Source organism: Kluyvera intermedia, assembly GCF_021440345.1.
Classification (GTDB): domain Bacteria; phylum Pseudomonadota; class Gammaproteobacteria; order Enterobacterales; family Enterobacteriaceae; genus Kluyvera; species Kluyvera intermedia_A.
In genome coordinates this window covers 1-19,635 of record NZ_JAKCNS010000125.1, presented here as the reverse complement: position 1 = coordinate 19,635, position 19,635 = coordinate 1, and the positions used below count along the sequence as shown (strand labels likewise).

The window sequence follows — 19,635 nt, the reverse complement described above, 5'->3', positions numbered from 1 at the left end:
CGGAAGGCATAAGCTGAGGGTACCGCGCAGCGGCGATTCTGCCGCCAGAGCGCGGGGGTGCAGGGGGCGGCGGCGATTGGCCGCCCCTTGCGCGCTCCTTGCGCTATTCAAGTTATAGGGCATGTGATGAATAAGGAGCGCAATCAGCTGGGAAGCTGAATGGATTACCGCTTAACTGACCAGCATTGAGGCTCCAAGGCTGGGTTTTCAGAGCAACCGAGCAAAATTAACGGCTACGACGCGTTTTAAACATCCAGCCCACCAGCAACAGCAGGATCCACGCAAAGCCCACATACAGAGAAATGCGGGTATCCGGGTGGTAGCCAATCAGGACGATGATAAACACGAGGAAAACCAGACCAACGACGGTAGTAACTACGCCGCCCGGCACTTTAAATTTCAACGCTTTAACTTCATCAGCCGACAGGCGGCGGCGGAATGCGACCTGAGACAGCAGGATCATAATCCACACCCACACCGTGGCAAACGTCGCCAGCGACGCAATCACCAGGAAGACGTTTTCCGGCATGATGTAGTTCAGGTACACCGCAAACAGCAGCGCGATAGTCATCACCATCACCGTGACCCACGGAATCCCGCGACGTGAGGTTTTGGCGAAGAACTTTGGCGCACTGCCCTGCTCGGCCATGCCGTGCAGCATACGACCCACGCCGAATACATCGGAGTTAATCGCGGAAAGCGAAGCGGTCAGCACCACGAAGTTAAGGATGCTGGCGGCAAAGGTAATACCGAGGTGCTGGAAGGTCAGCACGAACGGGCTGCCATCGGTTCCCACCTGGTTCCACGGATAAATAGACATAATCACGAACAGGGTGCCGACGTAGAACACCAGAATACGCATCGGCACGGAGTTAATCGCGCGCGGAATCGACTCTTCTGGGTTCTTCGCTTCACCGGCGGTGATACCGATGATTTCAATGCCGCCGTAGGCAAACATCACCATCTGCAAGGACATCACCATACCGAGCCAGCCGTTGCTGAAGAAGCCGCCGTTGCTCCACAGGTTATGAATACCCGTCGGCTGCCCGCCGTTGCCAATACCCCAGATGATGATGCCAAAACCGGCCACAATCATGATGATAATGGTGGCAACCTTAAAGAAGGAGAACCAGAACTCCAGCTCGCCGAACACCTTGACGCTCATCAGGTTGATGGCGCAGATAATCAGCACCACGCTGAGGACCCATATCCAGTGCGGCACCGCCGGGAACCAGACGCCCATATAAATGCCAAAGGCGGTTACGTCGGCGATAGCGACGATTAAGATCTCAAAGCAGTAGGTCCAGCCGGTGATATAGCCCGCCAGCGGCCCGAGGTTTTCCTGGGCGTAGCGCGAGAAGGAGCTTGCAGACGGGTTATGCACGGACATTTCGCCCAGCGCACGCATGATGATATAAGCGGCAACGCCGCCGATAATATAGGCCAGCAGCACGCTTGGCCCGGCCATCTTAATGGCGTCGGCAGAGCCATAGAACAGCCCCGTACCAATTGCCGACCCGAGGGCCATAAAGCGAATGTGTCGGGTGCTTAACCCGCGCTTCAGCTTGTTGTTTTCCATCGTTTCCAGTGCCATGTCAGACCCATCATCCTCACGCCGCCCGCGAAAGCGGCCTGAAAGACTTAGGCTAAAGTACCCAAAATAAAAAACCACGGAACATCACGTTCCGTGGTTAAACACCTTTAAAGCGCTGTGCGGATTAATGCGCGCTTGATGTCACCTGACGACCTGCCATGCGATCCCAGACAATAGCCAGAACCGCCATAACAACCGTCGGCATCAGCCATGCCAGGCCCTGATCCGCCATCGGTAAGCGGGCAGTCCAACCCGGCAATACATCTGCGAAAGCAGAGGCTTTGATACCGTCAAGGATACCAAAAACGAGGCTGATAAACATCGGTGGTGCAATAACGCGGCTGGAATTATGCCACCAATTGCGAGTAAAGCTGAGCACTACAAGTGCGATACACGGTGGATAGATAGCCGTCAGCACCGGAATGGAGATTTGAATCAGATGGCTCAGCCCCAGATTCGATACCGCCATGGAGAACAGACCCAGCGCAAAGACCAGCGTACGGTAGGAGAATGGCAGGTACTGAGCGAAGAACTCGGCACAAGCACAGGTCAGGCCAACCGCCGTCACCAGGCAGGCGATGAATATCAGAGCCGCCAGCATAAAGCTGCCCGCGCCGCCAAAGGTGTGCTGAACGTAAGCATGCAGAATAGCCGCACCGTTCGCGCTTTGGTCAACCAGCGTCGCGCTGTCGGAACCCAGACGGAACAGAGCCAGATAAAGCAGCGTCAAACCCACGCCCGCCATCAGGCCAGCCCAAATGGTGTAGCGGGTCAGCAGACGCGCTTCGGTCACACCACGGGAACGCGCGGCGTTAACGATAACGATACCGAATACCATGGCCCCCATGGTGTCCATGGTCAGATAGCCGTTGGCAAAACCGTTGGAGAACGCAGCGGTTTCATAGGCTTCCATCGCGTGGCTAATCGGGCCTGCTGGCCAGATAACAGCGGCAACGGAGAGTACAATCAACGCCAGAATTTTCAACGGCGCCAGGAAGTTACCCACGGTATCCAGCAGTTTACCCGGGTAGAGCGACACCAGGATGACCAGCGCGAAGTAGATAAGGCTGTAGATAAACAGCGGCAGCTCACCGTTACCGGTCAACGGCGCGATACCAATTTCAAACGACACGGTCGCCGTACGCGGCGCGGCGAACAGCGGCCCCACGGCAAGATAACAAACGGTCGCCAGCAGGATGCCAGCCACTTTACCAATCGGCGAGCTCAGGCTATCGACGCCACCGCCGACTTTCGCCAGCGCGACCACAGTCAGCACCGGCAGACCCACGGCGGTAATCAGGAAGCCAAAGGCTGCGGTCCAGACGTGAGTACCTGCCTGCAAACCAACCATAGGAGGGAAAATGATGTTGCCTGCGCCAACAAACAACGCAAAGGTCATAAAGCCCAGAGCGATGATGTCACGCGATTTCAATTGATGGGTCATATGTAACTACTGCCTGTGGATGTGGTGTTGTAAAACATAAATTTATCGCGCCAGCGCCTGTGGAATGAAGCAGAGGAAACCAGCAACAAACTCAGCGGGATATGCTCCCTTCGCGGTATAGAGAAGAATAGTTTTTTGATTTACCGCGCATAAGCAGTCTGTTCACGACTGCATGGGGGCCAATTTAAACGCTTATAACGTTTTAAAGCAACACGGGATCGTAAAACCAGATGATTATATTGATAGTGAGTTTACAGATAGATTTATTGACTGGATTTAAGAAAAACACCCGGCTAATCATGCGAACAAAAAACAACCAGACGTTCGTTAATCACGCGACGTTTCATTGACTGCAAAGCAAACAGACCAGCCGAAGCTGGTCTGTGGAAAGTTAAACTGACAAGCTGGCGATCAGCCGTCGCTTTTGGCAATTAAACGTTCCGGCAGCAGGAAGCTAAAGCACGATCCTTTACCCAACGTACTGGTGATGTCTAATCGACTGTCGTGATGATTCACCGCATGTTTCACAATCGCCAGCCCCAGACCGCTGCCGCCCGTCTGCCTTGAACGCGCCTTATCCACCCGATAGAAGCGTTCAGTCAGCCTTGGCAAATGCTCAGGGGCGATGCCCGGGCCATTATCCTCGACGCTAAACAACGCACCGTGCGGCGCACGCTGCCAGCGTACGGTGATAAGCGTGCCTTCCGGCGTATGATTCACCGCGTTATAGACCAGGTTCGACATCGCGCTACGGAGCTGATCTTCATTGCCCAGTACCTTGAGATTCTGGTCAATATCGAAGTGAAGCTGGTGCTTATTGTGGCTCAGCGTTTGCGCTTCACGCTCAACCACCCGCAGCATCAACGGCACATCGATTTTTTCATTGAGCGCCAGCACCGGCGAGGCTTCAATTTTAGATAGCGTCAGCAGCTGTTTGACCAGCCCTTCCATACGCTGAGTTTGTTCGCGCATGGTATGCAGCGCTTTTTCCCGCGGCATTCCTTCAAGCACCTGCTCCTGCATCATCTCCAGATAGCCTTGCAGCACGGTCAGCGGGGTACGCAGTTCGTGGCTGACGTTGGCGAAGAAGTTGCGGCGCGCGCCTTCCAGTTGATGCATTTGCGTGACGTCGCGCGCCACCATCAGCAGTTGACGGTCGGTATAGGGCATGACGCGTATTTCAAGGTGACGCCCGCTGTTGAGCACCAGGTGCAGCGGTTTGAGGAAATCGCGTTTTTTGAGGTGTTGGGTAAATTCGGGGTAACGCAGCAGGTTAAGAATGTTTTGCCCGCTATCGTCGGGCCAGCGAAGTCCCAGCAGCTGCTGGGCCAGGCCATTACACCAGAAAATGGCCCCCTCTTCCGTGGTCAGCACCACCGCATCCGGCAGCGATTCGGCACCGCTGCGAAAGCGTTTGATAAGGCCACCCAGTTCGCGGCGGCGCTTTTTATTACGCAGCTGCATCTGATTTAGCCCATACAGCAGAGGCTCCCAGCTACCGCGTCCCGGCGGCGGGGTCATACTTCGGTCAACCCATAGCCACCAGGAGAGCCGCAGTAAATTCCAGAAATGCCAGACCAGCAGTCCGGTCACCGCCGCCAGTAAAAACCACGGTAGATAGCCGAATACCATTCCCAGCACCAGGGCCGGGAGGCAACATAACAGCAGCTCCAGGGCCAGCCTTTTCCATGACAGCCGTTCCAGCACGGGTCACACTCCTGTCAAAAATTAGAAACGGGCGGAAAAACGATAACCCGTGCCGCGGACGGTTTGCACCATGCGGTCATGACCACTGTGTTCCAGCGCTTTGCGCAGACGACGAATATGCACGTCAACGGTACGGTCTTCAACATAGACGTTGGTTCCCCAGACGTGGTTCAGCAGCTGTTCGCGGCTGTAGACTCGCTCCGGGTGCGTCATAAAGAAGTGCAGTAGCTTAAATTCGGTTGGTCCCATATCCAATGGGTTTTCACCGGTCATAACCCGGTGCGAGGTAGGGTCAAGGCTCAGCCCCTGCATCTCAATCACCTCTTCCACCGCCATCGGTGAAATACGGCGCATCACCGCTTTGATACGCGCGACCAGCTCTTTTGGCGAGAATGGCTTGGTGATGTAATCATCCGCCCCGGTCTCAAGGCCACGGACGCGGTCTTCTTCTTCACCGCGCGCCGTTAGCATCATTACCGGAATATCACGGGTGAGTGCTTCACGTTTGAGATGTTTAATAAATTGCAGCCCTGAACCACCCGGTAACATCCAGTCGAGCAAAATCAGGTCGGGCCAGGGTTCATTCAACTTGTTGATAGCGCTATCGTAATCTTCCGCTTCCACCGGCTGAAAACCGTTTTGTTCCAGCACGAAACACACCATCTCACGGATTGGCGCTTCATCTTCAACGACCAGAATACGTCTTGCCATTATTTGCCCTGTTTTAGACATCAGTATTATATACGGCGTCATTATGCGTCAGATTTATGACAGATTTATGAAAAACATGACCGTTAGATGATCGCGTTTTATCATTTATGACACAACGTTATTTCACGCATCGACCCTGGCCCAGGTGAATGTTTATAATCACCTTTACGTCATCTTTCACGGAACCGCTATGCGCATTATCCACACATCGGACTGGCACCTTGGCCAGAACTTCTACAGCAAGAGCCGAGCCGCCGAACATGACGCTTTCCTGCACTGGCTTCTGACTACCGCAGAAGCACAAAAAGTCGATGCCATTATTGTCGCAGGCGATATCTTCGATACCGGTTCGCCGCCGAGCTATGCGCGCGAGCTGTACAACCGATTTGTGGTTAATCTGCAACAAACCGGCTGCCATCTGGTGGTGCTGGCGGGCAACCATGACTCGGTCGCCACGCTGAACGAGTCTCGCGATATTCTCTCGTTCCTTAACACCACGGTGATTGCCAGCGCCGGCCACAAGCCGTTTATCCTGAATCAGCGCGATGGCACTCCCGGTGCGGTTTTCTGCCCGGTACCCTTCCTGCGGCCGCGCGACATTATTACCAGCCAGGCCGGGCTTTCCGGCAGCGAAAAGGTGCGTCAGGTGCTGGAAAGCATCACTGATTACTATCAGCAGCAGTACCAGCAGGCCTGCGAACTGCGCGCCGACCGGTCGCTGCCGATTATCGCCAGCGGCCATCTGACCACCGTTGGTGCCAGCAAAAGTGACGCGGTACGCGATATTTATATTGGCACACTGGATGCATTTCCGGCACAAAACTTCCCGCCCGCCGACTATATCGCACTGGGGCATATTCACCGGGCGCAGAAAATCGGCGGCAGCGAGCACATCCGCTACAGCGGTTCGCCAATCGCCCTGAGCTTTGATGAAACCGGCAAGAGCAAAAGCGTTAACCTGGTGACGTTTGCTGACGGCAAGCTGGATGACGTCACGCCGCTCGTCGTGCCGGTGACTCAGCCGCTGGCGGTGATTAAAGGCGATTTTGACGGTATCAGTGCGCAGTTAGCCGAATGGCGCGACGCGGATGCCGAACCGGCGACGTGGGTCGATATTGAGATTACCAGCGACGAATACCTGCATGATATTCAGCGAAAAATTCAGGTAATCACCGATGACCTACCGGTCGAGGTGCTGCTGGTGCGCCGCAGCCGCGAGCAACGTCAGCGTATTCTGGCAAGCCTTGAACGTGAGACGTTAAGTGAACTTAGCGTCGACGAGGTTTTCCACCGCCGTCTGGCGCTGGAAACGCTGGAGGAACCGCAGCTGCAACGCCTACAAACGCTGTTTAATGAAACGCTACACGGTCTGGGCGAGGAGCAACAGCCATGAAAATTCTCAGCCTGCGCCTGAAAAACCTCAACTCGCTGAAAGGCGAGTGGAAAATCGACTTTACCCAGGAGCCGTTTGCCAGCAACGGTCTGTTTGCCATTACCGGCCCGACCGGCGCGGGGAAAACCACCCTGCTTGACGCTATCTGCCTGGCGCTCTATCACAAAACACCGCGGCTCGATACGGTCTCCCAATCGCAAAACGATCTGATGACCCGTGATACCGCCGAGTGTCTGGCGGAAGTGGAGTTCGAAGTTCAGGGCGTGGCCTATCGCGCCTTCTGGAGCCAGAACCGCGCGCGCAATCAGCCGGACGGCAACCTACAAGCACCGCGCGTTGAGCTGGCGCGCTGCGCCGACGGGCAGATCCTGGCTGACAAAGTCAAAGATAAGCAGGAAATGATCGCTACTATAAGCGGATTAGACTATGACCGCTTTACCCGCTCGATGCTGCTCTCCCAGGGGCAATTTTCCGCCTTCCTCAACGCCAAACCCAAAGAGCGCGCCGAGCTGCTCGAAGAGCTAACCGGTACCGAAATTTACGGCCAGATTTCCGCCCAGGTATTTGAAAAACATAAACACGCGCGCGGTGAACTCGACAAGCTGCAGGCACAGGCCAGCGGCGTGGTGCTGTTAAGCCAAGAGCAGCAGCAGACGCTACAACAAAGTTTGCAGGCGCTTACTTCTGACGAAAAGCAGTGGCAGCAACAGCAGACCATCGCGATGCAGCATCAGCAGTGGCTAGCACGCCTCGCCGAGCTGGAACAAGACGGTCAAAAAAACCAACAGTCTCTGGTACAAGCCGAACAGGCGCTGGCTGCCGCCCAGCCGCAGCTCGCGATGCTCAACCGAGCTCAACCTGCCGAAGCGCTGCGCCCACGCTGGACGCAAATGCAGGAACAGGCGGCCACGGTGGCAAAAACCCATCAGCTTGTTGTGCAAGTGAATACTCGCTTACATGATGCCTGTATCCTGCGCGACCGCATTCGCTTCACCGCTGAACGCCAGGCCGCGGCGCTACAGCAGACCCAGGCCGAGCGACAACAATGGCTCCAGGAGCACGAGCATATTCAGCGCTGGCAGGGGGAACTCACCGGCTGGCGTAGCGCCTTTGCCCAGCAAACTCGCGATCGTGCGCAGCTACAAACGCAACAACAACGCCTGCACGCACAGGAACAACAGCTTGCCCAACTGCCGCTCTCCACGCTGACCCTGACGGCAGACGAAGTGGCGGAACAGATTGCCCACCATGCGGCGACACGTCCGCTACGCCAGCAGCTCAATAGTCTGCACACCCGATTTGTCCCGCTGCAAACCCGCCGCCAGCAGCTTATCGACGCCGGACAGCAGCGCCAGCAGCAACTGGAAAAACTGACTGCCGAGCTAACCCAACTGCGTCAGGTCTATAAAGACAAAAAGCAGCAACTGCAGGATGTAAAAGCCATCTGCGAGCTGGAGGCAACCATCGTGCGGCTGGAAGCCGAGCGTGCGCGTTTACAGCCCGGTGCTGCCTGCCCGCTGTGCGGCTCCACCGACCATCCGGCGCTGGCGGAGTATCAGGCGCTGGTTCCTGATGCCAACAAAGCCCGCCGCGATGCGCTGGAAAAAGAAGTCACCCGTCTGGCGGAAGACGGCGCGACCCTGCGCGGCCAGCAGGAAGCGCTGCAAAAACAGCAGCAGAAAGAAAATGACGAGCTGACAGCGCTTTCTCAGCAGGAGCAAGCACTTACATTACAATGGCAGGACGTGGCGCAGCGTTTGGCGATTTCACTCCAGCCCACTGACGATATTGGCCGCTGGCTCGCCGAGCAGGATGACGCCGAGCAGCAGCGGTATCAACACAGCCAACGTCTGGCGCTTGAGGGACAAATCCGTGAGCTTCAGGCGCAGAACACTCGTCTGAGTGAAGAACTCACTCTGCGCGATGAAACGCTCACGCGAGCACTCACGACATGGGGGCTGACGCTACCTGCCACCGGAGAGGAAGCCGCGTGGCTTACCGCGCGTGAAGCGCAGACGGAGGCCTGGCAGCAGCAGCAAAAAGAGAGTCAGCACACGCAGCAACTATTGGCGCATATCCAACCGCTACTGGAGACGCTGCCGCCGGCACAACATCCCGACGATGGCGGCAACGCTAGCCTTGAGGGCTGGCAGCAGGTGCATCACGACTGTGTATCGCTGGAAAGCCAGCTGCAAACGCTGCAACAGCAAGAAACCCAGGAGCAACAGCGCTTGCAGCAGGCCGAACAGCTTTTCGACCAGGCGCTGGCCGACTCGCACTTCAGCCATCGCGAAGATTTTCTCAGCGCCCTGCTCGACGCCGATGAACGTCAGCGTCTTGAGCAACTCAAACAGACGCTGGAAACCCAGCACCAGCAGCGCCAGACGCTGCTTACCCAGGTTCAGGAAGCCATACAAAATCACCTGACGCTGCGTCCGGAAACGCTCTCACCGACGCTCACGCTTTCCGATGCACAGGCCCAGCTTCAGCAGTTTGCCGAGCAACTGCGTGAAAACAGCCAGCGCCAGGGCGAACTGCGCCAGCAGCTGAAGCAGGACGAAGAAAACCGGCAACAGCAGCAATCCCTGTTCCTTGAGATAGAAAAAGCCAACGCCACCCTTGAGGATTGGGCGCACCTCAACGCGCTTATCGGCTCAAAAGAGGGCGATAAGTTCCGCAAATTCGCCCAGGGTCTGACGCTGGATAATCTGGTGTGGCTGGCGAACGAGCAGCTGAGTCGCCTGCACGGGCGGTATCTGCTGCAGCGAAAAGCCAGCGATGCACTGGAACTGGAAGTGGTCGATACCTGGCAGGCCGATGCGGTGCGCGATACCCGCACCCTTTCCGGCGGTGAAAGCTTCCTCGTCAGCCTCGCGCTGGCGCTGGCGCTCTCAGACCTTGTCAGTCATAAAACGCGCATCGACTCGCTGTTCCTTGATGAAGGTTTCGGTACTTTGGATAGCGAAACGCTGGATACCGCGCTCGATGCTCTGGATACGTTGAACGCCAGCGGCAAAATCATCGGCGTGATAAGCCACGTTGAGGCCATGAAAGAGCGCATTCCAGTGCAGATTAAGGTCAAGAAGATCAACGGGCTGGGATATAGCCGACTGGATAAGGCATTTGCCGTCGAGTAAAGAAAACCTCCGGTGAAAACCGGAGGCTTTCCCCCGCCTGTCCGCGGGGGAAGCTCGCTAACATCTTATAGCGGCCACAGCCATGCAGCCCCGCGCACGCCGCTGGAATCGCCGTGTAACGCTTTGCGAATCGGCGTTTCGCACTCGCCGCCGAACACCCACTCTTTCACCAGCGACGGCACCGTCTGATACAGACGCTCAACGTTGCTCATCCCACCGCCCAGCACAATCACGTCCGGGTCGAGAATATTGACCACGTGTGCCAGTGATTTCGCCAGCCGCTGTTCGTAGTGAACCATCGCTTGTTCCGCCAGCGTATCGCCCTTGGCGACTAACTGCATAATTTCACTGCCTTTCAGGGGATTCCCGCTGAGCCGGTGATAGTCGGTGGCAAAACCGGTGCCGGAGATAAAGGTTTCAATACACCCCTGTTTTCCACAGTAGCACGGCACTTCCGCGCGGTAGCGCAGCTCATCGTCATTCATCCACGGCAGCGGATTATGCCCCCACTCGCCCGCGGTGCCATTGCCACCGATGTGCACCCGCCCATTGATCGCCACGCCTGAACCGCAGCCGGTGCCAATAATCACCGCAAACACCGTTTGTGCCCCGGCCGCCGCGCCGTCTATCGCTTCAGAGACCGCCAGGCAGTTAGCGTCGTTGGCCAGACGCACTTCGCGATTCAGGCGACGGCTCAAATCTTTATCAAACGGCTGACCATTAAGCCAGGTGGAATTGGCGTTTTTCACCACCCCGGTATAGGGCGAAATCGAGCCCGGGATCCCCATTCCTACCGTCCCGGTTTGCCCGGTCGCCTCTTCGGCCAAAGCAACAAGATGCGCAATATTCTCAATGGTTTGCTGATAGTCACGCGGCGTCGGAAGACGGTGGCGGTACAGCTGCTCGCCCTGGTCACCGAGGGCGATAACTTCCGTTTTCGTTCCGCCTAAATCAATCCCAATTCGCATTCATCGCTCCTGTTTAAAACAATGCAAGGCCGTGGACAATTCGTTATCATTGCCCGCCTATATAACGATAACACCGTGGAAATTATCATGCTGTGGTTCAAAAATTTAATGGTTTATCGTCTTAGCCGCGACATCTCGCTGCGCGCGGAAGAGATGGAAAAGCAGCTCGCTGAGATGACCTTCACCCCTTGCGGCAGCCAGGATATGGCAAAAACCGGCTGGGTACCGCCGATGGGCTCACACAGCGACGCGCTGACGCATTCGGTCAACGGACAGATAATCATCTGTGCGCGTAAAGAAGAAAAGATCCTGCCTTCTCCGGTGATTAAACAGGCGCTGGAAGCGAAGATCCAGAAGCTGGAAGCCGATCAGGGTCGTAAGCTGAAGAAAACAGAAAAAGACTCCCTGAAGGACGAAGTTCTGCACTCTCTGCTGCCGCGCGCATTCAGCCGTTTCAGCCAGACGATGATGTGGATAGACACCGTCAACGAACTCATTATGGTCGACTGCGCCAGCGCTAAGAAAGCGGAAGATACGCTGGCGCTGCTGCGTAAGAGCCTCGGCTCTCTGCCGGTGGTGCCGCTGACGCTGGAAAACCCGATTGAGTTGACGCTCACCGAATGGGTACGTTCCGGTACGGCTGCGCAAAGTTTCCAGCTGCTTGATGAAGCCGAGCTTAAAGCCATTCTTGAAGATGGCGGCGTGATCCGCGCGAAGAAACAGGATCTGGTCTGTGATGAGATTGCCGTGCATATCGAAGCGGGCAAGCTGGTAACCAAACTGGCGCTGGACTGGCAGCAGCGTATTCAGTTCGTGATGTGCGACGACGGCTCGATTAAGCGTCTGAAATTCTGCGACGAACTGCGCGACCAAAACGAAGATATCGACAGGGACGATTACGCCCAGCGTTTCGATGCCGACTTTATTCTGATGACCGGCGAACTGGCGGCGTTGATTAAGAGTCTGGTGGAAGGGTTAGGCGGCGAAGCCCAGCGCTAAGCGGTAAATTCCCTTCCTGCCGCAGCAGGAAGGGAAAATATTACAGATAGCGGCACAGATAAGACGTTGGCTCGACGATCTGCAGGTTAAATTCACTGTTACCCGGCACGTTAAAGACTTCCCCTGCGGTATACACTTTCCATTCGATTTCTCCCGGCAACAGCACATTCATCTCGCCGCTGACCACGGTCATCTCTTCCGGCTGTGCGGTGCCAAAGGTGTATTCACCTTCAACCATCACGCCCACGCTGGCACGACCGGTGCTGCTGCTGGTAAAGCCAATGGATTTCACTTTCCCTTCGAAGTACTCGTTGCTTTGAAGCATAAACAGGCCCTTATTGTCTTAACGTAAAAAAACCAATATAGGGTTGCGAACAGAAGCCTGTCACGCAAATTCATACGCTTAACATAATAATTCTGCCGCCAGTCGGGCGACCAGCACATTCGATAATAGAACCGGCACATCCAGCGCCTTTTGTAACAGGTCGCGATGGCGCTGATGATAGCTGAGCGAGTCAAGCACCAACACATCTGCCCCCTTCTCCAGCAATGAGCTACCGGCGGAAATCAGGTGCTGGTCGCTGTCGCTGCTGGGGTTGGCCAGCGCATAGTAAGGCGACGTCGGCAGCATCTGCCACTTTTCCTGCTGGGCATCGAGAATCGCTTCAATAGGGACCAATACTCCCACCTGATGCCCCTCTACGATAGAGGCAACCAACGGTGGAATAATGCGCGGAGGTTCCAGCAGAATCGCATTGCGCGCCGTCATCCCGCTGAGTTTGAACGTATTCAGTAACAAAATGACGTCATAGGACTGATTATCCAGCACCTCAATCACCGCCTGCAGACTTTGTTCAATTTTCTGGCGGGACACTTCGACAAACTGGTTGTCATTTAATAATACTAACAGGCGCTCTTCACCGGGCTCAGCCCCATACTCTGCTACCACTTCCGCACGACTCATTTTGCCCAATAGAGTTATGTGGGTGATTTGATCTTCCCTGATGTGCTCGGTCAAAAGCGGCAATACTTCACTGATGGGCACCACCCCAATCGTAAGAATCGCCATCGTTGCACTCATGTTATCTACCTTCTGCTTCTCAATTACTCACTTTACAAATAGCCACCTGGATGGATGAAAAACACCGCTCAGAAGCGTAGCAGTTGATTCCAGTTCTGGAATGTAAAGATTCCAGTAATTTCCAGCACTCTCCTGATATGGTTTAATTTTAACTTTTCTATAACATTAATGATAAACGATAAATGTGATTTACGCCCATCATGACCTCATAATAAAAAAGGTTATAACGAGTGCAAAAAGCAGCAGATAAAAGGTATTAGCAAAAAAGTAATGCGGTGTGAACCTCAGAGGTATGCCAGCCAATTCACCGGGGGATAATAAGAAAGATAGCGGGCTGCTTTATAGAGTATGCCCCTTCATCGAAAAATGGGAGCGCATGGTGCAGTCCATTGATGATAAAAGAGATCTTGAGGGAGAAACCGCCCAACTAACTGGCGGCAACCAGATGCAGGGCGTTCAGGATAAGCGTTACCACACGGTCCGGCGTGGAAGAAGCATCGACAACGTAGTGGGCCGTTTCACGGTACAGCACATCGCGCTGAGCCAGCACCTCGGCCACCTCTTCACTGATAGGCTTACCGGTGAGCGTTGGACGCTGCTCGGCTTCCGGAAACGCTTCCAGACGACTTGCCAGAACCGATACCGGCGCGTTCAGATAAATCACCACCCCGTTCTGGCGCATAAACTCGCGGTTTTCGGCGGCGAGAATGATACCACCGCCCGTCGCCACCACCGTCCCCGGTTGAGTCACGGAGATAAGCGTCTGCGTTTCGCGCGCGCGGAATCCCGGCCAGCCTTCAGCGGCAACAATATCCGCCACGCTCATGCCCGAACGCTGTTGTAACACCAGATCAGTATCAACAAAGTGAAAATCGCAGGCATGGGTAAGCGCTTGGCCTATTGTTGTTTTTCCGCAGCCCCTGGCTCCGATAAGAAAAATAGGCTGTGTCATTACCTGGAATTCCCCTTGATGACGCAAAATTGCGGGATGTGCATATGAAGCGTGAATAATACCACCAAACTAGTACACAAGTAAGTGTAAACTTAAAATTACAATAAGAATCACCCTGAGATGTCCATTGCCATTTAAAGCTGCTGGAATGGCATTTCAAAGCGTAAAAAAAAGATGCCACATGGCGTTTCGCTAACAGTACATGAAACTGACTTGTTTTGACAAGCCGGATGACGCGGCAAAGGTAGCACATTCTGATGACAGAAATCCTGTTAGCCGCGCTTTACCGCCAGCAGCCATTTATCGAGCTCCGCAGCAAACTGCTGGCGATCGCGCTGAGAAAGCGCGCTCGGGCCACCGGTTTGAATCCCGCTGGAGCGCATGGTGTCCATAAAATCGCGCAGGGTTAAGCGTTCACGAATGGTCGCATGGCTATAACGTTCACCGCGTGGATTAAGCGCCGCACCGCCCTTTTCCAGCACTTCGGCCGCCAGCGGAATATCGGCAGTCACCACCAGATCGCCGGGCTGACACAGACGGACAATTTCGTTATCGGCGACATCGAAGCCTTGCGGTACAACCATGGCGCGGATAAAACGCGACGGCGGCACCCGCAGGTACTGGTTTGCCACCAGCACCAGCTCAATCTGCGTACGGTCAGCGGCGCGATAAAGCACCTCTTTAATTACGTTAGGACAAGCGTCCGCATCTACCCAAATCGTCATCATTACTCCAGCTTGCGCTCAATCTTAAAGCGCGATTATACGGTAAGGTAATAAAGTCGTAAAAGTACGTTACCCATCGCCGGGAATCGCCTATAACAGTAAACTACGAAAAAAACAGACAGAGGGAGAGACATGATGGAGAAGAAAATTGGCTTCATTGGTTGCGGTAATATGGGAAAAGCCATTCTTGGCGGCCTGATTGCTAGCGGACAGGTACTTCCTGGGCAGATTTGGGTCTACACCCCATCCCCGGACAAAGTCGCCGCACTGCGCGATGAATTCGGCATCAATGCCTCACCAAGCGCACAGGAAGTGGCGCAGGTTGCCGATATCGTCTTCGGCGCGGTGAAACCGGGCATTATGGTGAAGGTGCTCAGTGAAATTGCCTCCAGCCTCAACAAAGATTCGCTGGTGGTTTCTATCGCCGCCGGTGTCACCCTGGAACAGCTGGCGCGTGCGCTGGGCCACGACCGTAAAATCGTTCGCGCCATGCCAAACACCCCTTCGCTGGTCAATGCTGGGATGACTTCGGTCACGCCAAACGCGCTGGTGACGCCGGAGGATATTGCCGACGTACTGAATATTTTCCGCTGCTTCGGCGCCGCCGAGGAGATTGCCGAGCCGATGATCCACCCGGTTGTTGGCGTCAGCGGTTCTGCACCGGCATACGTGTTTATGTTCATCGAAGCCATGGCCGATGCCGCCGTGCTCGGTGGGATGCCGCGCGCACAGGCCTATAAATTTGCCGCTCAGGCGGTGATGGGTTCAGCCAAAATGGTGCTGGAAACCGGAAAACATCCGGGTGAATTAAAAGATATGGTCTGCTCACCGGGCGGTACCACAATTGAAGCCGTGCGGGTTCTGGAAGAGAAAGGCTTCCGTTCAGCCGTCATCGAAGCGATGGCAAAATGCATGGAAAAATCAGAGAAAATGAGCAAGTCATAAACGTGATGGCCCGGCATTCACTGTCGGGCCAGACTCGCTTGCCACGGAAATGGGATTAACTTTTCTTCAGACAGGTGCTCATAAAGGTTTTACGTTCATCGCCTTTTAAGGCTTTTTGAGCCGCCTGCGCGTTACAGTCCTTCATCTTCTGCTGCTGTGGCGTCAACGTTTTGCCGTCAGCCCCTGCACCCGCGCCTTTCAGACAGGTACTCATATAGGTTTTACGCTCATCACCTTTCAGCGTTTTTGCCGTAGCTTGTTGATTACAACTGCTCATACGCTGCTGCTGTGGCGTGAGGGTTTTCTCCGCAGCCGCTGCCGTCGTGGTCGCCGCCGAGGCCGCCGTCGCCGCAAACAAACCGCACAGCAGAGTGACCATTAATGTTGTTTTCATGACACCATCCTTTTGTGAGAGATCACGGTAAGTCTGGTCGCTGGCTGGAATTTTACCAACCCGACGGCAAAAAAATGCCATCGGGTTGGTGAGTGATTACAGCCCGAGAGCCGCTTTCATGGTGTAGTAGAGATCGGTCTGATCGGTCAGTCCCACTACGTTAGCAGCATGCGGACCGTAGGCCGCGATACGCAGCTGGGTACCGGTGTGTTCCATCGACTCCTCTTCCGAGTTGCCGTAGCTCATCACCATCACCGCGCCATCTTTGGTGTTCAGCGCCTGAGTCAGCCCCGGAGCCTTGGAGTCAGGCGGGATAATCTGGCTCGAGTGCGCGTGGTCGGCGGTGACGATAACCAGGGTATTGCCATCTTTTTTGGCAAACTCCAGCGCTTTTTGTACCGCTTCGTCCAGATCAACCGTTTCGCCAATCTGGCCGCATGGGTTCGCCGCGTGATCCTGTTTGTCGATGGATGCCCCTTCAACCTGCAGGAAGAAACCCTTCTCGTTGCTGCTCAGCAGTGAAATCGCTTTGTCGGTCATCTGCGCCAGCGTCGGCACGCTGGAATCACGCTTCGGATTTGGAGTACAGGTAACGGCCGCCTTGTCGATGTTGCCGTGGTAAGTGGCTTTCGGCCCTTCCCAACGTACCGGCATATTGCCTTCAGAGAACAGGCCTAGCAGCGGTTTGTCCTGATTTGCCTGAGTGATAGCCGCCAGCGTAGTGGCATCGTTCACCAGTTGATAGCCGCGCGCCTGCGCCTGCTCGCGCAGAGTTTTTCCCTGCCACTCGCCTGCGGTGGTCGTTTCGGCAAAGGTTTTTGCCCCACCGCCCAGCGTCACATCAGCACGAGCGTTCAGCAGCTGTTCGGTAATGGAACCTTTGCCGCCTTTTTCCAGCGCGTTAGCCGGGCATTTTTCCGAGGTCACGCTCGGGCCGTAGCATTTACGCGAGGTGACGTGTGAAATCAGTGCGGCAGGAGTCGCGTCCTGCAATTCAGCAGTCGAAACGTTGCCGGTAGCCAAACCGGCAGACTTGGCCAGTTCCAGAATAGTTTGATGATCTTTTTCGTGAATATCGACGCCCAGCGCGCCGTTATAGGTTTTCACCCCGGTGCTCCAGGCCGTTGCCGACGCCGCAGAATCGGTCACGTAGTCCGGCTTGCCGGTCTTTTTATCCAGCGCGTAGTGCGTGTACTGGCCGGTCAGCGGTAATGCGTCGATACCTTTAAAGAAACCGCCCGCCCCTTCAGCGTAGTTACGCGCGGCGGTAATTTCAGAATCGCCCATCCCATCACCAATCAACAAAATAACGTTCTTTGCCTGTTTATTATTTAACGAGGCGCGGATGGCATCCGTCTGATCGGCTGATAAACGACGAGCACCGCCCGGCTGGGTAATATCCCCTTGCGCGGCACGGTTATCGAGAACGGTAGTAGAAGTATCTGCTTGAGCAGCAGGTAAGCATAACAGAGGTAATAATGCGGCAAAGATGGCACTGTATTTCACGTTAGTTTCTCCATGTACAAATACTTAAAAAATGAAACACGGAGACTGTAAGAAAAGAGCGTGACAGTTTAATGACAGCGCCAGAATGCGAGATACCTACTAATCTTTGGGGGATAAAAATAACCGTTTTACATGATTATATAATAATTCGCTATTATGATCGGCAGTCTTTTGCGAGGGTTCCAGCTTATTCAGCGTGGCCGTGATATCGCTATCCAGCGCCGCTGCGGCTTCCTGCTTCATATGCTGTAAAAGCGTAGTCACCACTATTTCCAGCGCATCAACCTGAATGCGTAAGGCGTTTGCTTCATCTTCCTTTTCAGCCAGTTTCACCAGCAGTTCTGCAATGAAATTTTTCATCGCGCGTTTTCCTTGTATGACAGCGATGGGCAGGACCCAGGTCCTGAAAATTAAATAGACCGATAAAACATACGGTTCCATTCCCCTTTAGCAACCAGGGATAGAATTACAATATCCGGACAATTCTGCAAGAGAAACAGATAAAAATATAATCCCCATGAATATCATGGAATTACTTTCAGATGAGGCCAGCGAAACGTTTTGCTCACATAATATAGTCATTATTTATGGATAATAATGCTAACCAGAGGGAATAAAAACGAAGCCGCGTTTATTCCCTGGTGGCAAGGATATTACTGGCGTACCGGTTGGGTTCGCCGCAGCATCAATGCTAATTGCCAGAGGTTAATCAGGACAATCACTGCGGTAACAATAAATACCCAGCGGAACCCGGCCATTGCCGATACCGAGGCACCAATTAACGGCCCGACCACATTACCCAAATACATAAACGACTGGTTGCAGTTGTCAACAAAACCCGACACAATTATCTATCTGATTTCTATCATTATTGATAAAGTTAATCACATAGTTTCACATAAAATTTATTGCCGAAAATCACATCTCTCCCATGAGTTTGTACACTCTTTCACTATCAACAATCAACTTCTGCAAACCACTAACACTAAACGGATAAACCGTGCAAAACTGAAACAACCTATCAGTATCACAGTCATTTTTATGAATGATCATCTTCTTGTTACCACCGTATTCAATCACGTATTGGCTACGCGATACTGTAACGATGAAGCTTGAATTGTCCTGCTCATACGTCACTACAACGTTGAAACAACTGCCTGGACTGATCAGCGTCGTAACGCTAATCCTGTAAGCTAAATTCATAGCAATCATTAATTACACTCCCCTGTGTAATCAACACAAACGACTTCACAAACGACAGATGTTCCGTGCCATTCATCTTTATAGATAGATGTGTCAACCCCACATCCAGCTTCAAACACATAGCCAGTATCTTTATTCATCTTCTGATACTTACTACTTTCTCTACGGTCATAATAAGAAGCACCACTATATACAAACCCTGCACTACCCTGTGGAACAATCCATACTCCATAATTGGAGAAGTTAGAACCATACTGAATTACTTTATATTCAAACTCACTACCAGTATAAGAGCCTTTATATACATCTGATGTTTTGATTTTACCAAATGGAGGATTACCATAAACACAATCAAACCTATCATCTGTCTTATACTGAAACACATCAGAACAAACCCATTCAGCTTGAGGTAGAACACGCTTACCTATTTCTACATACTCAGGATTCAATTCAACACATACTAATCGTTCAGGTTTATAACGATGGAAGATACTGAATGACAATCTACCAATACCCGCACATAGTTCAAGACAAGAACCACTACTACCAGCATCAATAGCAAAGTCCCAACTCATTAGATTAGGTGTAAAGAATGCACCAGTAGAACCAATAGCATCACCACAATAATTATCAAGAATGAATTCACATTCATCAAAGTTTAATGTTTTATCTGAATATACTAAATCTAATGCTTTTTGATGCAGTTTAGTTTCATTCTTAGTTAGTTTAGCCATCCTTAGCCACTCCTATTAACAGTTATTAATAGAAGTATTTATATTATTGTTAGGACTGTTTATACTGCTTGAGTAGTAAGATGGATTCTACTTTTTGGACTGTGAGAACTACTGTTAATACCGTGAGAACTACTGTTAATAC

General features: G+C 53.4%; 17 protein-coding genes and 1 pseudogene. 4 read left to right on the top strand and 14 right to left on the bottom strand.

Annotation, left to right across the window (positions count from 1 at the left end; translation table 11 throughout):
* Positions 1-226: 226 nt before the first annotated feature.
* From proY to phoB, 4 genes are all read right to left on the bottom strand, one after another.
* Positions 227-1,579, bottom strand: a complete 1,353-nt coding sequence (gene proY / locus LZ634_RS21830) for a proline-specific permease ProY (RefSeq protein ID WP_234508832.1) — start codon at positions 1,577-1,579, stop codon at positions 227-229.
* 139 nt (positions 1,580-1,718) lie between these two features.
* Positions 1,719-3,038 (bottom strand): branched-chain amino acid transporter carrier protein BrnQ, encoded by a 1,320-nt coding sequence (brnQ, locus tag LZ634_RS21825; RefSeq protein ID WP_234508830.1) that lies wholly within the window; start codon positions 3,036-3,038, stop codon positions 1,719-1,721.
* 411 nt (positions 3,039-3,449) lie between these two features.
* Positions 3,450-4,745 carry a phosphate regulon sensor histidine kinase PhoR gene (gene phoR, locus LZ634_RS21820; RefSeq protein WP_234508829.1) on the bottom strand — a complete coding sequence of 432 codons (1,296 nt, stop codon included), beginning with the start codon at positions 4,743-4,745 and terminating at the stop codon, positions 3,450-3,452.
* A gap of 21 nt (positions 4,746-4,766) precedes the next feature.
* Complete coding sequence (gene phoB, locus LZ634_RS21815; protein ID WP_234508828.1) at positions 4,767-5,456, bottom strand: phosphate response regulator transcription factor PhoB; 690 nt, start codon at positions 5,454-5,456, stop codon at positions 4,767-4,769.
* Between the two features lie 190 nt (positions 5,457-5,646).
* Between phoB and sbcD the strand changes: the two genes are divergently transcribed.
* Positions 5,647-6,849 carry an exonuclease subunit SbcD gene (sbcD, locus tag LZ634_RS21810; RefSeq protein WP_234508827.1) on the top strand — a complete coding sequence of 401 codons (1,203 nt, stop codon included), beginning with the start codon at positions 5,647-5,649 and terminating at the stop codon, positions 6,847-6,849.
* Positions 6,846-9,986 carry an exonuclease subunit SbcC gene (gene sbcC / locus LZ634_RS21805; RefSeq protein WP_234508826.1) on the top strand — a complete coding sequence of 1,047 codons (3,141 nt, stop codon included), beginning with the start codon at positions 6,846-6,848 and terminating at the stop codon, positions 9,984-9,986. The genes sbcD and sbcC overlap by 4 nt, the downstream gene beginning before the upstream one ends.
* 65 nt (positions 9,987-10,051) lie before the next feature.
* Here sbcC and mak read toward each other — a convergent pair whose 3' ends face one another.
* The gene (gene mak / locus LZ634_RS21800) at positions 10,052-10,954 is read right to left on the bottom strand and encodes a fructokinase (RefSeq protein WP_234508825.1); all 903 of its coding nucleotides are present in this window, start codon (positions 10,952-10,954) and stop codon (positions 10,052-10,054) included.
* Between the two features lie 87 nt (positions 10,955-11,041).
* Here mak and rdgC point away from each other — a divergent pair, with 87 nt between their 5' ends.
* Positions 11,042-11,953 carry a recombination-associated protein RdgC gene (rdgC, locus tag LZ634_RS21795; RefSeq protein ID WP_234508824.1) on the top strand — a complete coding sequence of 304 codons (912 nt, stop codon included), beginning with the start codon at positions 11,042-11,044 and terminating at the stop codon, positions 11,951-11,953.
* Between the two features lie 40 nt (positions 11,954-11,993).
* On the opposite strand, the gene ppnP is transcribed toward rdgC, so the two are convergent.
* The 4 genes from ppnP to LZ634_RS21775 all read right to left on the bottom strand — a co-directional run bounded on the left by ppnP (position 11,994) and on the right by LZ634_RS21775 (position 14,711).
* A complete protein-coding gene (ppnP, locus tag LZ634_RS21790; protein ID WP_061284640.1) occupies positions 11,994-12,278 on the bottom strand; it encodes a pyrimidine/purine nucleoside phosphorylase in 285 nt (94 codons plus the stop codon).
* Positions 12,279-12,356: 78 nt separating this feature from the next.
* A complete protein-coding gene (locus LZ634_RS21785) occupies positions 12,357-13,034 on the bottom strand; it encodes an AroM family protein (RefSeq protein ID WP_234508823.1) in 678 nt (225 codons plus the stop codon).
* Positions 13,035-13,461: 427 nt separating this feature from the next.
* On the bottom strand, positions 13,462-13,986 hold the full coding sequence (gene aroL / locus LZ634_RS21780) for a shikimate kinase AroL (RefSeq protein ID WP_234508822.1): 525 nt from the start codon (positions 13,984-13,986) through the stop codon (positions 13,462-13,464).
* Positions 13,987-14,258: 272 nt separating this feature from the next.
* Positions 14,259-14,711 (bottom strand): YaiI/YqxD family protein, encoded by a 453-nt coding sequence (locus tag LZ634_RS21775; RefSeq protein WP_061284637.1) that lies wholly within the window; start codon positions 14,709-14,711, stop codon positions 14,259-14,261.
* 135 nt (positions 14,712-14,846) lie between these two features.
* Here LZ634_RS21775 and proC point away from each other — a divergent pair, with 135 nt between their 5' ends.
* The gene (gene proC, locus LZ634_RS21770) at positions 14,847-15,656 is read left to right on the top strand and encodes a pyrroline-5-carboxylate reductase (RefSeq protein ID WP_234508831.1); all 810 of its coding nucleotides are present in this window, start codon (positions 14,847-14,849) and stop codon (positions 15,654-15,656) included.
* 55 nt (positions 15,657-15,711) lie between these two features.
* Here proC and LZ634_RS21765 read toward each other — a convergent pair whose 3' ends face one another.
* From LZ634_RS21765 to LZ634_RS21745, 5 genes and pseudogenes are all read right to left on the bottom strand, one after another.
* Positions 15,712-16,050: a PsiF family protein gene (locus LZ634_RS21765; protein ID WP_234508821.1), complete on the bottom strand. Its 339-nt coding sequence runs from the start codon at positions 16,048-16,050 to the stop codon at positions 15,712-15,714.
* Between the two features lie 96 nt (positions 16,051-16,146).
* On the bottom strand, positions 16,147-17,556 hold the full coding sequence (phoA, locus tag LZ634_RS21760) for an alkaline phosphatase (RefSeq protein WP_234508820.1): 1,410 nt from the start codon (positions 17,554-17,556) through the stop codon (positions 16,147-16,149).
* A 99-nt stretch (positions 17,557-17,655) separates the two neighbouring features.
* Positions 17,656-17,916: a sigma-S stabilization anti-adapter protein IraP gene (locus tag LZ634_RS21755; protein WP_234508819.1), complete on the bottom strand. Its 261-nt coding sequence runs from the start codon at positions 17,914-17,916 to the stop codon at positions 17,656-17,658.
* Between the two features lie 293 nt (positions 17,917-18,209).
* Positions 18,210-18,380: pseudogene (locus LZ634_RS21750) on the bottom strand (MFS transporter); the annotation flags it as partial.
* Positions 18,381-18,767: 387 nt separating this feature from the next.
* The gene (locus tag LZ634_RS21745) at positions 18,768-19,493 is read right to left on the bottom strand and encodes a methyltransferase (RefSeq protein WP_234508818.1); all 726 of its coding nucleotides are present in this window, start codon (positions 19,491-19,493) and stop codon (positions 18,768-18,770) included.
* Positions 19,494-19,635 lie beyond the last annotated feature (142 nt).